The following is a 14,184-nucleotide window of genomic DNA, read 5'->3' as shown; positions in this document are numbered from 1 at the left end:
AGTCATGCGCCAGGCTCTCGAAGCAAGCCATCGCGGCTGGGGCAAGTCGGTGGTCATCGGCGTTGCCGGCGCCGGCCAGGAGATCTCGACGCGTCCGTTCCAGCTGGTGACGGGCCGCTCGTGGATGGGGACGGCCTTCGGCGGCGCCCGTGGCCGCACAGACGTTCCCAAGATCGTCGACTGGTACATGGAGGGCAAGATCGAGATCGATCCGATGATCACCCACACCATGCCGCTCGAGGATATCAACAAGGGCTTCGAGCTCATGCATTCGGGCGAAAGCATCCGCAGCGTCGTGCTCTACTGACACAGAAAGCCACTCGGCGAGACGTATGCGGCGCGTGAGAAATGCGCCGCATATAGCTGAAAAGATTTGATATCATGATTTATGTTGATGCCGATGCCTGCCCGGTCAAGCCGGAGATCCTGAAGGTTGCCGAACGCCACAGCATCGAGGTGACTTTCGTCGCCAATTCGGGATTGCGCCCGTCGCGGGATCCCATGGTGCATAATGTCATCGTCTCCAACGCCTTCGATGCCGCCGACAACTGGATTGCCGAACACGCAGGTGCTGGCGACATCGTCGTCACCGCCGATGTGCCGCTCGCGGGCCGTTGTATTGCGACCGGAGCGCTTGTTACTGGACCGACCGGCCGCATCTTCGACAAGACCAATATCGGCATGGCAACGGCCATGCGCGACCTCGGCGCACATCTTCGCGAAACCGGTGAGAGCAAGGGCTATAACGCCGCCTTCTCGCCGCGCGACCGCTCCACCTTTCTCGAAACCTTCGACCGGCTCTGCCGGCGTTCAAAAGCCAATCAGACGCCTGGAGGCCAGCCGTGAACATCATTTCCCAGAACACCGCCTTTGGCGGCATGCAGGGTGTCTTCTCGCATGAGTCCGAAGCCTGCAAATGCGAGATGACCTTCGCCGTCTTCGTGCCACCGCAGGCGATCAAGGAGCCCCGCCCGGTTCTCTGGTATCTTTCTGGCCTCACCTGCACTCATGCCAATGTCATGGAAAAGGGCGAATATCGCCGCATGGCCGCCGAGCTCGGCCTCATCATCGTCTGCCCGGACACCAGCCCGCGCGGCAATGACGTGCCGGATGAGCTGACCAACTGGCAGATGGGCAAAGGTGCGGGCTTCTATCTCGACGCCACCGAGACGCCCTGGGCCGAAAACTATCAGATGTACAGCTACATTACCGAGGAGCTGCCCGCCCTCATCGCCAAGCAATTCCGCGCCGATATGAGCCGCCAGGGCATCTTCGGCCATTCCATGGGCGGCCACGGCGCCATGACGATCGCGCTGAAGAATCCGGAGCGCTTCAAGAGCTGCTCTGCTTTCGCTCCCATCGTCCAGCCGTCGACGGCCGATTGGTCTGCACCGGCGCTGGAGAAATATTTGGGGAGCGACAAGGCCGCATGGCGCCGCTATGACGCCTGCGCGCTCGTCGAAGACGGCGCCCGCTTCCCTGAATTCCTCATCGACCAGGGTAAGGCGGACAGCTTCCTCGAAAACGGACTGCGCCCCTGGCTGTTCGAAGAGGTGATCAAGGGCACGGATATCGGCCTGACGCTGCGTATGCACGAGCGCTACGACCATTCCTACTATTTCATCTCCAGCTTCATGGACGATCACCTGAAATGGCATGCTGAGCGGCTGGAAAAGTAAAGGTGGTCCGATCGCCTTGAAATAGGCAGTCGACGAAGGCATATAGGAAACACGCAGACGACTGCGGCGGCGGGCAACCAAACCGGCCGTAGACATCGCGGGGACGGCCTCGCTCTTACCAAAGGAGCGTAAAATGGCTTGGTTCCTGCTTTTCCTTGCAGGCCTGTTTGAAATCGGCTGGGCTGTCGGCCTGAAATATACGGATGGTTTCACACGGCTGATGCCGACTGTCCTCACCGTCATTTCCATGGTCGTCAGCGTCGTGTTGCTCGGTCTAGCCGTAAAGACCCTGCCGATGGGCACGGCCTATGCGGTCTGGACCGGCATCGGCACCGTCGGCACGGTTCTGCTTGGCATCTGGTTGCTCGGTGATCCCGCGACCCTTGTGCGGCTGCTCTGCATCGGCTTGATCGTCGCAGGCATCGCCGGTCTCAAGCTCACCGCCTGACTGAGATCATCGGCGCTGGCGATTGTCCAGCGCCCAGATTCCCGGTCCGGCGAATACCAGAAACAGGAAGATGAAGCAGAACAGGATCGCACCATCTCCCTGATTGTTGGCCGGGAAGAAGTCGATCTGCATATGCACCATGAAGTAGGCTATCGCCATTTCACCGCTCAAGAGAAAGGCGGTCGGCCGGGTGAAAAGTCCGAACAGGATCAGGACACTGCCTACGAGCTCGATGATCCCAGCCGCGAAGAACAGCGTCGTAATTTCGTAAGGCGCCGGCGGAAAGCCGAAGACCTTTTGCGTACCGTGCTCAATGAACAAGAGCGCTGTCACGACTCGCAAGACGGTAAGGGCGGCGGGCTGATAAGGCGACAAGCGCTCGGAAAGGGACATGCGGATCTCCGTTCGATAGGGGATGAAGGAGATCCTGTCGAAAGTGCTCTCGCTTCGCTGATAACGAAGTGAACACGCGAGAGACCAATTTATTCGCCGGACCCGGCAATTCAACCGAGCCCGACGGAGAAGCTGGTTACTTCTTATTGTTGTCGATCGCCAGCAGGCCCGGGCCTGCGAAGATCAGGAACAGGAAGACGAAGCAGTAGAGGATCGCCGCATCACCGCCATTATTGGCCGGGAAGAAATTCTTCGGATAATGCGCCATGAAATAGGCGACCGCCATGTTGCCGCAGAGAATGAACGCGACTGGACGGGTGAAGAAACCGACGATCGTCGCCAATCCGCCAACGATTTCGATGATACCCTGAACCAGAAGCAGGGTCGGCAACGGGCTTGGGAACTGACCGCCGGCCGGAAAGCCAACGAGCTTTTGCAGACCATGTTCGATGAACAATACACCGGTGACGATACGCAGCACGGTAAGAGCATAGGGCTGATACTGATTCAGCCGATCGGAAAGCGCCATGTTAAACTCCAGTTTTAACTCCCCCACGAGGAAGCAATAGAGCGCACGGGCAGGAACGTGAAAACACGGATTCTGACGCTCAATCAATTTTCCGTGTCAAATCCGTGACTTGTTGTCACATACTCACAACGGGATGTTGTCGTGCTTCTTCCAGGGATTGGTCAGATCCTTGTTGCGCAGCATTCTAAGCCCCTGTGCCAGCCGTCGCCGCGTCGAGCGCGGCATGATCACTTCGTCGATGTAGCCGCGCTCTGCGGCAACGAAAGGCGACAGGAATCGGTCCTCATACATCTTGGTGTGGGCCGCGATCTTCCCGGGATCGGCGATATCCTTGCGGAAGATGATCTCGACAGCGCCCTTGGCTCCCATGACAGCAATCTGCGCCGTCGGCCAGGCATAGTTGAGATCGCCGCGCAGATGCTTCGATGCCATGACGTCATAGGCACCGCCGAAGGCCTTGCGGGTGATAACCGTGAGCTTCGGCACAGTCGCTTCTGCATAGGCGAAGAGCAGCTTGGCGCCGTGCTTGATCAGGCCGCCGTATTCCTGTGCCGTTCCTGGCAGGAAGCCCGGCACGTCGACGAAGGTGACGATCGGGATACTGAAGCAATCGCAGAAACGCACGAAACGCGCAGCCTTCCGCGAGGCGTCGCTATCGAGTACGCCGGCTAGCACCATCGGCTGATTGGCGACGAAGCCGACCGTGGCGCCCTCGATGCGGCCGAAACCGCAAACGATGTTCCTGGCGAAGCTCTCCTGGATCTCGAAGAAGTCGCCCTCGTCCGCCACCTTCAAGATCAGTTCCTTGATGTCGTAAGGCTTGTTGGCATTGGCCGGGATCAGCGTATCGAGCGAGTTATCCGGCTCGGTCACCGACTGATAGCACTCGATCTCGGGCACATCAGCCGTATTAGACTGCGGCAGGAAATCGACGAGGCGGCGCACCTGCAGGAGCGTGTCGACATCATTGTCGTAGGCCGCGTCCGCAATCGAAGACTTCGTCGTGTGCACCGAGGCACCGCCGAGCTGCTCGGATGTCACGGTCTCGTTGGTAACGGTCTTCACGACATCCGGCCCGGTGACGAACATGTAGGATGTGTCGCGCACCATGAAGATGAAGTCGGTCATGGCTGGAGAATAGACGTCGCCGCCGGCACAAGGGCCCATGATGACCGAAATCTGCGGAATGACGCCGGAGGCAAGCACATTGCGTTGGAACACCTCAGCATAACCGCCAAGTGCGGCCACGCCTTCCTGAATGCGGGCGCCGCCGGCATCGTAGATTCCGATAATCGGCGCCCGGTTCTTCAGCGCCATATCCTGCACCTTGGTGATCTTTTCCGCATGTGCTTCTGAAAGAGATCCACCGAAGACTGTGAAATCTTTGGCAAAAATGAAAACAGTGCGTCCGTTGATCGTGCCCCAGCCGGTCACGACGCCGTCGCCGGCAATCTTGCTCTTGTCCATGCCGAAATCGGTCGAGCGATGCTCGACGAACATATCGAACTCTTCGAAAGAGCCCTCGTCGAGGAAGATATCGATGCGCTCGCGCGCCGTCAGCTTGCCGCGGGCATGCTGCGCGTCGATGCGAACTTGCCCGCCGCCAAGCCTTGCGATCTCACGACGGCGTTCCAGTTCGTGCAGGATTTCCTTCATGCGGCCCTCTCTCCCTCATTGCTCGGGCTTACCATGGCGCGAGCCTTGTTTGAAGCGGTTGGCTCAGTTTGTGAGCCTTGGCGTGTTCAGCGAAAAGATGGAACGAACCCGCGCGGCGATATCTTCCGCCATCAGCTCATCCGCGGTCGCGGGATCGGGAGCAACGGTTCTGGTCTCGAAAGATGCCATCGCAATCACAGCGCCGCCATCGGCTGCCGCGGCATCGATATTGATCTTGGCGCTGCTGCGGTCGCGATTGAAGCCGCGCGCCTTGCGGACGTCGCTCAGTCGAACTGTGATGGCAACCTGTGGCAATTGCGGACTGAAGCTCGTAGCGGCGATCGCGGCGTTGACGCGATCATTGACGGCTACAACCAGTGCCGGCGACACCGGCGGCAGTGCCTGATCGGCTACGACGGTTGCGCTGCGCACGGCATAGGTTGGGGGCGGAGGATCGACGGACCAACTCGAGCAAGCGGCCAATGCCAGAATTCCCACGAGCGCCGGTATGGCTCTCGGCCTCCACAACAACATGATCCCTGCCCCGACTTTCGAATTTGCAAGATATGCAGATCGATATAAAGGACTGGAAATCAACAATATTCAACTGCGAAGCGCGGAAAAAACCTCGGCCGCGGCCTGAAACTCTTCAAAACGTTGTGCACGACGCTGCTCGGCCTCTTCGTCGCTGCCCCAATGCTCGATTGTCCAATCCTCGTCGAGATGAGCGAGCGACCAGATCTCGGCAAGCGGCAGGAAACCTTTCGCAAAAGCCAGCGCCAGGATCGCCGAACCAGTCAGTGTGGTGATCGTGTGCAAGCTCGCGAGTTCCATCGGTGTGTCAAACTCGCGCAAAGCAGCGGCGAAGGCCGCGATAGCCTCTTTAGGCTGTTCCTGGTGCATGACGCCTTCGGCCAGGATGAAGCGGGCGCCTAGGTCGCGCGCGGCCCATTCGATCACCGGATTCCAGCGCTCCGACTGCCGCTCGACGAGGCGCTCGGGACCATCGGCGCGGTAGCAGAGCAGATCGCTGCCGGAGAAGCGGACGATTTCGTCGAATACGGCCTGGCTTTCCGTCGCAACGCCATCGATGGCCGTGTTGACGAGGCGCGTTACCGGCATGGTGGCCGGATCGATGACGTCGACTTGACGTGCCCACTCGGCGGCCACCAATCCGGCAAGCGCTTCCGTCGGCAGAGCCAGGGAGTGCCGCGCCGGCGTCTTCACCACCTTGCCATCGAGAGCGATAGCATGGCCGCCATGTTCCTCGTTGATCGTCACATCCTTGTAGAAGCGCTTGGGCAGCGGCTTCTTCATCTGGATCTGCGCGCGGCGGATCGGATCGGGATGGCTGAGACCTTCGGAAAGATCGTTCAACAGGTCGCGCATGGCGTCACCTCAGAGAATATGGCTCAACAAATCGTTCGGATGGTGGGCGATGGCATCCGCTCCCGCCGCCAGCAACTCCTCGACGGAAGCATAGCCCCAGGCCACACCAATGGCAGTCGCACCAGCCGCCTTTGCCATCTGCATGTCGTAGATCGCATCGCCGATCACGATCGTGTCATGCGGATCCATGCCAGTCTCGTCGCAGCATTCCGTCACCATCGCCGGATGCGGTTTCGACGGGCAATCGTCGGCGGTGCGCGAGACGATAAAATAGGGCGTGAAGTCGTTGACCTCAAGGATATGGGTCAAACCGCGGCGGGATTTACCCGTGACTGCGCCGATCAGCAGCTCATCACGGGCCGCAAGCGTCTCGATCAGCGGCTTGATGCCGTCGAAGAGCGGCGTCTGCATATCAGCCTCGTCTCGCACCTCCGGAAAGATCGACTTGTAATGCGCCGTCATGGCAATCGCTTCGTCGTCGACATGCGGCTTGCCCTGCAGGCGGGCAATGGCGATATCGAGCGTCAGGCCGATGATCGATTTCGTCGCAGAAACATCGGGACGCTTGTAGCCGAAGGCTACGAAGGTGCGCGCCATGACCTCGTGGATCAGCCGCGCGCTGTCGACCAGCGTGCCGTCACAATCGAATAATACCAGCTTCATTCGTCGTCCGGCTCCCCTGCCGATTCCATATCGAAGCCGAGAAGGTTCCAGGTCTGCACCATGTGCGGCGGCAAAGGCGCGGTGACGCGCAGACGTCCGCCGCTCGGATGCGGGATATCGATATGACGCGCATGCAGATGCAGGCGCTTCTGGACACCGCCCGGAAAATCCCAGTTAGGATCGTCATCGAAATATTTGGGGTCGCCAATGATCGGATGGCCCATATGCAGCGCGTGGACACGCAACTGGTGGGTACGACCGGTATATGGTTCCATTTCCAGCCAGGCTAGGCTCTGCGCTGCGGTCTCGAGCACGCGATAGTAGGAGATGGCGTGATCTGCGCCCTCCTCTCCATGCTTGGCGATGCGCATGCGATCGCCATCCGGTGTGGCTTCCTTCACCAGCCAGGTGGAAATCTTGTCCTCGTGCTTGCGCGGCACGCCCTTGACCAGCGACCAGTAGGTCTTCTTGGTATCGCGCTCGCGGAACGCCGCCGTCAGCTTCTGCGCGGCACCCCGTGTACGGGCAACGACGAGGACGCCTGACGTGTCGCGGTCGAGACGATGCACCAGGCGCGGTTTTTCGCCTTTCTTGCTGGTCCATGCCTCGAGCATCTTGTCGATATGACGAGTCAGGCCGGAACCGCCCTGCACCGCGAGGCCGGCTGGCTTGTTCAACACATAGACCTTGTCGTCTTCATGCAGCAGCATGCGCGCAAGAAGTTCGGCGTCGCCGGAGTGTTTCAGGTCATTGCTGGCAATAGGGCCGCCTTTCGGCCCCTTGGCGTCGACATCGAGCGGCGGCACGCGCACCATCTGCCCCGGCTGCACGCGGGCGTCCGTCTTAACGCGGCCACCATCGACACGCACTTGGCCCGAGCGCAGAAGCTTCTGTAACTGACCAAAGCCGAGTCCTGGAAAATGCACCTTGAACCAGCGGTCGAGGCGCATGCCGGCCTCGTCAGGCTCGACCTTAATATGCTCAATCCCGGCCATTCTTCTTCTTTCAAATACCGCAGCATGTCCCGAGCGTTGCCAAACCGTGTTCGGCGGGATCATGCAAATTCAAACGACAGGACGATCGGCCCCGCGGCCGGAGATTTCCCAGCCTTTTGACGTGGCTTTAGAGCATTCGAGGAAAAGTGGAAACTGGAATTATACGGAAGGATAATTTTCTGGTTCAGTTTCCCTTGGCGGAGACGACGGGCAGATTGATGTCGATCATGCCCGCCTTGTCGAACATCAGCATCACGGGCACCGCGCCGCCCTGCTTGAAAGGCGTCTTCACTTGCCTGAACATCATATGCATCGTGCTGGGCGCAAGCGTGACGGTCGCGCCGGCGGGGATGGCGATGCCGCCTTTCACCTCGCGCATCTTCATGATCTCGCCTTCCATTTTCATCTCGTGCAGTTCCACCTTACCGGCCGCCGAGGAGGTCACTGAGGTCAGCTTATCGTCGATCTTGCCAGTGTTGTGGATGGTGATGTAACCGCCGCCGACGGGCTGGCCGGGAAGCATGGCGCGGACATAACCACCGCTGATATCGAGATCGCCAAGTTTGGCAGTCGCGGAGCCGGAAGGTGCCGCAGCTGCATCCATGTGCATACCGGGCATGGATTTCATCGCGCCACTATCCTCAGCCATCGCCCCGCTAAGGGACAGCGAAAATGCGCCAATCGAAATCAGCAATGCGGCTGCGTAGTTGCGGATCATCTTTGTCTCCTGCCCGGCTCCTCAATCGATGAGAAGGGATAGCCTCTCCCATCTCTGTTGCAAAGTCCCGTATTCATTAGGAAACGCAGGATTGATCGGCGCGACAAAAATTTGTTCAGCGACGACATTTGCCCCTTGCCATCTTTGGCCGTGACCGGATAATGGCAACTGACCTTGTTGGGAGAATCCGGCGCAAGCCGGTGCCGAAGGAGCAACCGCCCCGGAAACTCTCAGGCCAAAGGACCAGCAAGGGGCAGACGGAACTCTGGAGAGAAGCGCGCAAGCGTTCGCCGAAGGGATAACAATCTCAGGCAAACAGACAGAGGGGGCTCATCGTCAGGCGCAACCGCGCCGAAATTGTGAGCTCTGCGCTTCGAAACGAGCGCAAAACCCGGAGGCGTCATTTGGACGAGACCGCTGCCCTCAAGACCACCCCCCTTCATGCCCTGCATGTGTCCCTCGGCGCCCGCATGGTGCCGTTCGCAGGCTACGACATGCCCGTGCAATATGCGCCAGGCGTTCTGAAGGAGCATCTTTGGACCAGATCTTCTGCCGGCCTCTTCGACGTGTCGCATATGGGGCAGGTGACGATCCGCGCGCGCTCAGGCAAATATGAGGATGCGGCGCTGGCACTGGAAAGCCTGGTGCCGGTCGATATTCTCGGCCTTGCCGAAAATCGCCAGCGCTATGGCTTCTTCACCGATGAAAAGGGTGGCATCCTCGACGATCTGATGATTGCCCATATGGACGACTATCTTTTCGTCGTCGTCAACGCCGCCTGTAAAGAGCAGGATTTCAAGCATCTTCAAGATCATATCGGCGATAGCTGCGAAGTTACATTACTCGATCGCGCGCTCATTGCCCTGCAGGGACCGCGCGCCGTCGACGTGCTTGCCGAGCTCTGGGCCGATATCGCCCATATGAAATTCATGGACGTGCGCCATTGTCGCCTCCACGATGTCTCCTGCCTTGTGTCGCGCTCCGGCTATAGCGGCGAAGACGGTTTCGAAATCTCCGTCCCGGCCGATAAGGCCGAGGACATCGCCAAGCGGCTGCTGGAGCACCCGGACGTCCAGCCGATCGGCCTTGGCGCCCGTGACTCCCTGCGCCTAGAGGCCGGCCTCTGCCTTTATGGTAACGATATCGACCAGACGACGACGCCGATCGAAGGCGCACTCGAATGGGCGATCCAGAAGGCCCGCAAGACCGGCGGCGACCGCGCCGGCGGCTTCCCTGGCGCAACCCGCATCCTCGGCGAACTCGATGGCGGCGCCACGCGCCGCCGTGTCGGCCTGAAGCCGGAGGGCAAGGCGCCAGTGCGCGGCCATTCCAAGCTTTATGCCGATGCCGAAGGCAAGACGGAAATTGGCGAAGTCACTTCGGGTGGTTTTGGCCCGAGCGTCGAATCCCCGGTTGCCATGGGCTACGTGCCGACCGAATTCACCGCCCCCGGTACCACCGTTTACGCTGAAGTGCGCGGCAAATATCTGCCCGTCGCCGTCAGCGCCCTGCCTTTCATCAAACCAACCTACAAACGTTGAACGTCTTTTCCAGAGAGGATTATCCATGCTGAAATTCACCGAAGAACATGAATGGCTGAAGGTCGAAGGCGATGTCGCAATCGTGGGCATTACGGCCCATGCCGCCGAACAGCTCGGCGATCTCGTTTTCGTTGAGTTGCCCGAGGTCGGTGCCAGCTTCTCCAAGGGAGCCGACGCGGCAACCGTCGAGTCGGTCAAGGCGGCTTCTGAAGTCTATTGTCCGCTAGACGGAGAGATCACCGAAATCAACGAAGCCATCACCGCCGATCCGGCTCTCGTCAACTCCGATCCGATGGGTGCTGGCTGGTTCTTCAAGCTGAAGCTGAAGAATGTCGGCGATCTCGATGGTCTGCTTGATGAATCCGGTTACAAGGAGCTGATCGGATAATGACGACGCCGACTGAGTTCACCTTCACCGACTACCAGCCATACGATTTCGCCAATCGCCGCCATATCGGCCCGTCTCCCTCCGAGATGGCCGATATGCTCAAGGTGATCGGCTACAAGAGCCTCGACGGACTGATCGACGCGACGCTGCCACCGGCCATTCGTCAGAAGGCACCGCTCGCCTGGGGAGCGCCAATGACGGAGCGCGAGGCGCTCGACCGTCTGCGCGAGACCGCCAACAAGAACAAGGTTCTCGTTTCGCTCATCGGCCAGGGCTACTACGGCACGATCACGCCGCCCGTCATCCAGCGCAACATCCTGGAAAATCCGGCCTGGTACACCGCCTATACGCCATACCAGCCTGAGATCAGCCAGGGCCGCCTCGAGGCACTGCTGAACTACCAGACTATGATCAGCGACCTCACCGGTCTCGATGTCGCGAACGCCTCGCTGCTCGATGAAGCGACCGCCGCGGCCGAAGGTATGGCGATGGCGGAACGTGTCGCAAAATCGAAGGCAAGGGCCTTCTTCGTCGATGCCGAATGCCACCCACAGACCATAGCGCTGATCAGGACCCGCGCCGAGCCGCTCGGCTGGACCGTCATCGTCGGCAATCCCTTCACCGATCTCGATCCGGTCGACGTCTTCGGCGCTATCTTCCAGTATCCGGGTACGCACGGCCACGTCAACGATTTCAGCGGCCTGATTGCCCGACTGCACCAGACCGGCGCCATCGCCATCATGGCGACCGATCTCCTGGCGCTGACCCTCTTGAAATCTCCGGGTGAAATGGGAGCGGATATCGCCATCGGCTCGTCGCAGCGCTTCGGCGTTCCGGTTGGCTATGGCGGGCCGCATGCCGCGTTTATGGCCGTCAAGGACGACTACAAGCGCTCCATGCCCGGTCGTCTCGTCGGTGTTTCGGTTGATGCGCGCGGCAATCGCGCCTATCGCCTGTCGCTGCAGACCCGCGAACAGCATATCCGCCGCGAAAAGGCGACTTCGAACATCTGCACCGCCCAGGTACTGCTCGCGGTCATGGCCTCCATGTATGCGGTCTTCCACGGTCCGCAGGGCTTGAAGGCGATCGCCCAACAGGTCCACCAGAAGGCCGTGCTGATGGCCAAGGGGCTGGAAAAGCTCGGCTATACCGTAGAGCCGGAGACCTTCTTCGATACGATCACCGTTGAGGTTGGCCACATGCAGGGTCTGATCCTGCGTGCAGCCGTCGCCGAAGGCGTCAACCTGCGCAAGGTCGGCGAAACCAAGATCGGCATCAGCCTCGACGAGCGCACACGCCCGGCAACGGTCGAAGCCGTCTGGCGCGCATTCGGCGGCAATTTCCCCATTGCCGATTTCGAGCCGTCCTATCGCCTGCCGAAGACCCTACTGCGCACCAGCGAGTATCTGACGCATCCGATCTTCCACATGAACCGCGCCGAAAGCGAGATGACCCGCTACATTCGTCGCCTTTCAGACCGCGACCTGGCGCTCGACCGCTCGATGATCCCGCTCGGCTCCTGCACCATGAAGCTCAATGCGACGGCGGAAATGCTGCCGATCACCTGGCCGGAATTTTCGGACATCCATCCTTTCGTGCCGCCCGACCAGGCGCTCGGCTACCGCGAAATGATCGACGACCTCACGGATAAGCTCTGCGCCGTCACCGGCTACGACGCCTTCTCCATGCAGCCGAACTCCGGCGCGCAGGGCGAATATGCCGGCCTGCTGACCATTCGCAATTACCACATTGCCAATGGCCAGGGTCATCGCGACATCTGCCTCATCCCGACTTCCGCGCACGGCACCAACCCCGCCTCGGCACAGATGGCGGGCATGAAGGTCGTGGTCGTGAAAGTCAGCGACGATGGCGATATCGACATGGCCGATTTCCGCGCCAAGACCGAGCAATATGCCGACAACCTCTCCTGCTGCATGATCACCTATCCTTCGACGCACGGTGTTTTCGAGGAAACGGTGAAGGAGATCTGCGATCTCGTGCACAAGCATGGTGGTCAGGTCTATCTCGACGGCGCCAATATGAACGCCATGGTCGGCCTGTCGCGTCCCGGCGATATCGGCTCCGACGTCAGCCACCTCAACCTGCACAAAACCTTCTGCATCCCCCATGGCGGCGGCGGTCCCGGCATGGGTCCGATCGGCGTCAAGGCGCATCTGGCGCCTCACCTGCCCGGTCATCCGGAAACGGACGGCCGCAGCGGCGCGGTCTCGGCGGCAGCCTTCGGTTCGGCGTCCATCCTGCCGATCTCCTGGAGCTATTGCCTGATGATGGGCGGTGAAGGCCTAACGCAGGCGACGAAGGTGGCGATCCTCAACGCCAACTACATCGCAGCCCGCCTCAAGGGTGCCTATGACGTGCTCTATAAGTCCAAGGACGGACGTGTCGCGCACGAATGCATCATTGACACCCGCCCGCTGGCCGCAAGCGCCGGCGTGACGGTCGACGATGTCGCCAAGCGCCTAATCGATTGCGGCTTCCACGCACCGACCATGAGCTGGCCCGTTGCCGGCACGCTGATGATCGAGCCCACGGAATCGGAAACGAAGGCCGAACTCGACCGCTTCTGCGAGGCAATGCTTGCGATCCGCGAGGAAGCTCGCGCCATCGAAGACGGCCGGATGGACAAGACCAACAATCCGCTGAAGAACGCGCCGCACACGGTAGAAGACCTCGTCGGCGAATGGGATCGCCCCTATTCGCGCGAACAGGCCTGCTTCCCGCCCGGCGCCTTCCGCGTCGACAAATACTGGTCGCCGGTCAACCGCATCGACAATGTCTATGGCGACCGCAACCTAATCTGCACTTGCCCGCCGCTGGAATCCTACGCCGAGGCCGCAGAATAGGATTTTTGCAAAAAAAGCGAAGCGGTTCAGTCGCTTCGCTGGAAACAGACATAAATCTATTGTGAAACTTGTCTATGAAAACGCCGCGTGTCCGAAAGGATGCGCGGCGTTTTTGATGACGCCACAATGGGGCCGTGGAATTCAGATTTATGCCGGAACGATTCGACGTGGACAATCCCGACAACTATATCGCCGCCGCCTTCGAAACCGACGATCCGGCCTCGATCGCCAAGGCGTTGGGTGAAGTGGCGCGCACGCGCAACATGAGCAAGCTTGCCAAGGATGTCGGCATGAACCGCTCGGCGCTCTATCGTGCGCTGAGCGGCGACGGGAATCCGGAATTCGCGACGATCCTGAAGGTCGTCAGGGCGCTCGGCCTTAAATTGACGCCGGTACCGGCAGCAAACTAGGAATTCGTTTCCCCAATCCCGAGCGTCGCTAACCGATCGCCTCCTCAAGCAGAAGCAACACGAGAAAGCCCGCAAAGAACATAGCGGTCACCCAGGGGCGGTCGGGTGTTTCATGGGCTTCGACCAGCAGCTCCTCGGTGACGAGATAGAGAAGCGCAATCAGCCCGAACGCAAAGAAGCCAGTCAAAACAGGGCCGGGCAAGGAAGCGATCGGCGCTCCCAGCAAGGCGCCGATCGGCAGCAGCAGCGCAAGCGCTGCCGTGATCGCGACGATTCTGGATCGAGAGCGAACACTCTCACCAAGCTCATTCGCCACCGTCAGACCGAGAAACAGCACCTCGATCGTCAGGGCGATCGTCAGCAGCAAGCCGACTTTCGGGCCGGCCGCAAAGCCGATGCCAAGCACGAGGCCGTCGATCAGGATATCGATGCCGATAGCGGCGAGAAGGCCGACCGGCCCTTTAGAGCGTTTCATTGCTTGACAGAATCTAAGGGGATTCCCTGCAGGTCT

16 protein-coding genes, 1 pseudogene and 1 riboswitch are annotated in these 14,184 nt (G+C 60.1%); of the genes and pseudogenes, 8 read left to right on the top strand and 9 right to left on the bottom strand.

Translation table 11 applies throughout. From position 1 onward, the window contains the following. The 4 genes and pseudogenes from AC13RM_RS31055 to sugE form a co-directional block, all read left to right on the top strand. A pseudogene (locus AC13RM_RS31055) lies at window positions 1–307 on the top strand (S-(hydroxymethyl)glutathione dehydrogenase); the annotation flags it as partial. Window positions 308–381: 74 nt separating this feature from the next. Then, the gene (locus AC13RM_RS31050) at window positions 382–846 is read left to right on the top strand and encodes a YaiI/YqxD family protein (protein ID WP_374824929.1); all 465 of its coding nucleotides are present in this window, start codon (window positions 382–384) and stop codon (window positions 844–846) included. Continuing rightward, on the top strand, window positions 843–1,679 hold the full coding sequence (gene fghA, locus AC13RM_RS31045) for an S-formylglutathione hydrolase (RefSeq protein ID WP_374824932.1): 837 nt from the start codon (window positions 843–845) through the stop codon (window positions 1,677–1,679). The genes AC13RM_RS31050 and fghA overlap by 4 nt, the downstream gene beginning before the upstream one ends. A gap of 133 nt (window positions 1,680–1,812) precedes the next feature. Continuing rightward, window positions 1,813–2,127 carry a quaternary ammonium compound efflux SMR transporter SugE gene (sugE, locus tag AC13RM_RS31040; protein ID WP_095434966.1) on the top strand — a complete coding sequence of 105 codons (315 nt, stop codon included), beginning with the start codon at window positions 1,813–1,815 and terminating at the stop codon, window positions 2,125–2,127. A 6-nt stretch (window positions 2,128–2,133) separates the two neighbouring features. Here sugE and AC13RM_RS31035 read toward each other — a convergent pair whose 3' ends face one another. The 8 genes from AC13RM_RS31035 to AC13RM_RS31000 all read right to left on the bottom strand — a co-directional run bounded on the left by AC13RM_RS31035 (window position 2,134) and on the right by AC13RM_RS31000 (window position 8,470). Next, on the bottom strand, window positions 2,134–2,520 hold the full coding sequence (locus AC13RM_RS31035; RefSeq protein ID WP_374824935.1) for a DoxX family protein: 387 nt from the start codon (window positions 2,518–2,520) through the stop codon (window positions 2,134–2,136). Between the two features lie 136 nt (window positions 2,521–2,656). Further along, window positions 2,657–3,049: a DoxX family protein gene (locus tag AC13RM_RS31030; protein ID WP_095434967.1), complete on the bottom strand. Its 393-nt coding sequence runs from the start codon at window positions 3,047–3,049 to the stop codon at window positions 2,657–2,659. A 123-nt stretch (window positions 3,050–3,172) separates the two neighbouring features. Then, a complete protein-coding gene (locus tag AC13RM_RS31025) occupies window positions 3,173–4,705 on the bottom strand; it encodes an acyl-CoA carboxylase subunit beta (RefSeq protein WP_488556117.1) in 1,533 nt (510 codons plus the stop codon). Between the two features lie 63 nt (window positions 4,706–4,768). Then, entirely contained in the window at window positions 4,769–5,239 is a 471-nt protein-coding gene (locus AC13RM_RS31020) for a hypothetical protein (RefSeq protein WP_113229802.1), read from the bottom strand. 69 nt (window positions 5,240–5,308) lie between these two features. After that, complete coding sequence (locus tag AC13RM_RS31015; protein ID WP_113229801.1) at window positions 5,309–6,094, bottom strand: ATP12 family chaperone protein; 786 nt, start codon at window positions 6,092–6,094, stop codon at window positions 5,309–5,311. Between the two features lie 9 nt (window positions 6,095–6,103). Beyond that, window positions 6,104–6,757, bottom strand: coding sequence for an HAD-IA family hydrolase (locus AC13RM_RS31010; RefSeq protein ID WP_113229800.1), 654 nt, complete (start codon window positions 6,755–6,757; stop codon window positions 6,104–6,106). Then, window positions 6,754–7,752, bottom strand: a complete 999-nt coding sequence (locus AC13RM_RS31005; protein ID WP_113229799.1) for an RluA family pseudouridine synthase — start codon at window positions 7,750–7,752, stop codon at window positions 6,754–6,756. Before AC13RM_RS31005 ends, AC13RM_RS31010 begins: the two co-directional genes overlap by 4 nt. Window positions 7,753–7,936: 184 nt before the next feature. Further along, complete coding sequence (locus tag AC13RM_RS31000) at window positions 7,937–8,470, bottom strand: copper chaperone PCu(A)C (RefSeq protein WP_374824942.1); 534 nt, start codon at window positions 8,468–8,470, stop codon at window positions 7,937–7,939. A 168-nt stretch (window positions 8,471–8,638) separates the two neighbouring features. Next, window positions 8,639–8,726, top strand: a riboswitch (glycine riboswitch). 148 nt (window positions 8,727–8,874) lie between these two features. Here AC13RM_RS31000 and gcvT point away from each other — a divergent pair. The 4 genes from gcvT (at window position 8,875) to AC13RM_RS30980 (ending at window position 13,673) form a co-directional block, all read left to right on the top strand. Further along, window positions 8,875–10,011 (top strand): glycine cleavage system aminomethyltransferase GcvT, encoded by a 1,137-nt coding sequence (gene gcvT, locus AC13RM_RS30995; RefSeq protein ID WP_374824945.1) that lies wholly within the window; start codon window positions 8,875–8,877, stop codon window positions 10,009–10,011. A 25-nt stretch (window positions 10,012–10,036) separates the two neighbouring features. Continuing rightward, the gene (gene gcvH / locus AC13RM_RS30990; protein WP_112334775.1) at window positions 10,037–10,399 is read left to right on the top strand and encodes a glycine cleavage system protein GcvH; all 363 of its coding nucleotides are present in this window, start codon (window positions 10,037–10,039) and stop codon (window positions 10,397–10,399) included. Beyond that, window positions 10,399–13,263, top strand: coding sequence for an aminomethyl-transferring glycine dehydrogenase (gcvP, locus tag AC13RM_RS30985; RefSeq protein ID WP_374824948.1), 2,865 nt, complete (start codon window positions 10,399–10,401; stop codon window positions 13,261–13,263). Before gcvH ends, gcvP begins: the two co-directional genes overlap by 1 nt. 149 nt (window positions 13,264–13,412) lie before the next feature. Beyond that, window positions 13,413–13,673 (top strand): addiction module antidote protein, encoded by a 261-nt coding sequence (locus AC13RM_RS30980; protein ID WP_374824951.1) that lies wholly within the window; start codon window positions 13,413–13,415, stop codon window positions 13,671–13,673. A 28-nt stretch (window positions 13,674–13,701) separates the two neighbouring features. Here AC13RM_RS30980 and AC13RM_RS30975 read toward each other — a convergent pair. After that, on the bottom strand, window positions 13,702–14,184 hold a 483-nt coding region (locus AC13RM_RS30975; RefSeq protein WP_488556116.1), incomplete at its 5' end, for a ZIP family metal transporter.

Source organism: Martinezella sp. CNPSo 3732 (genome assembly GCF_057784515.1).
Note: the sequence above shows the minus strand (reverse complement) of the source record. Positions and strands in the feature narration are given on the sequence as shown.

Coding starts and splice junctions, on each gene's coding strand:
- AC13RM_RS31050 (WP_374824929.1), top strand. CDS start 382: ATGATTTATGTTGATGCCGATGCCTGCCCGGTCAAGCCGGAGATCCTG.
- sugE (WP_095434966.1), top strand. CDS start 1,813: ATGGCTTGGTTCCTGCTTTTCCTTGCAGGCCTGTTTGAAATCGGCTGG.
- AC13RM_RS31035 (WP_374824935.1), bottom strand. CDS start 2,520: ATGTCCCTTTCCGAGCGCTTGTCGCCTTATCAGCCCGCCGCCCTTACC.
- AC13RM_RS31030 (WP_095434967.1), bottom strand. CDS start 3,049: ATGGCGCTTTCCGATCGGCTGAATCAGTATCAGCCCTATGCTCTTACC.
- AC13RM_RS31025 (WP_488556117.1), bottom strand. CDS start 4,705: ATGAAGGAAATCCTGCACGAACTGGAACGCCGTCGTGAGATCGCAAGG.
- AC13RM_RS31020 (WP_113229802.1), bottom strand. CDS start 5,239: ATGTTGTTGTGGAGGCCGAGAGCCATACCGGCGCTCGTGGGAATTCTG.
- AC13RM_RS31015 (WP_113229801.1), bottom strand. CDS start 6,094: ATGCGCGACCTGTTGAACGATCTTTCCGAAGGTCTCAGCCATCCCGAT.
- AC13RM_RS31010 (WP_113229800.1), bottom strand. CDS start 6,757: ATGAAGCTGGTATTATTCGATTGTGACGGCACGCTGGTCGACAGCGCG.
- AC13RM_RS31005 (WP_113229799.1), bottom strand. CDS start 7,752: ATGGCCGGGATTGAGCATATTAAGGTCGAGCCTGACGAGGCCGGCATG.
- AC13RM_RS31000 (WP_374824942.1), bottom strand. CDS start 8,470: ATGATCCGCAACTACGCAGCCGCATTGCTGATTTCGATTGGCGCATTT.
- gcvH (WP_112334775.1), top strand. CDS start 10,037: ATGCTGAAATTCACCGAAGAACATGAATGGCTGAAGGTCGAAGGCGAT.
- gcvP (WP_374824948.1), top strand. CDS start 10,399: ATGACGACGCCGACTGAGTTCACCTTCACCGACTACCAGCCATACGAT.
- AC13RM_RS30980 (WP_374824951.1), top strand. CDS start 13,413: ATGCCGGAACGATTCGACGTGGACAATCCCGACAACTATATCGCCGCC.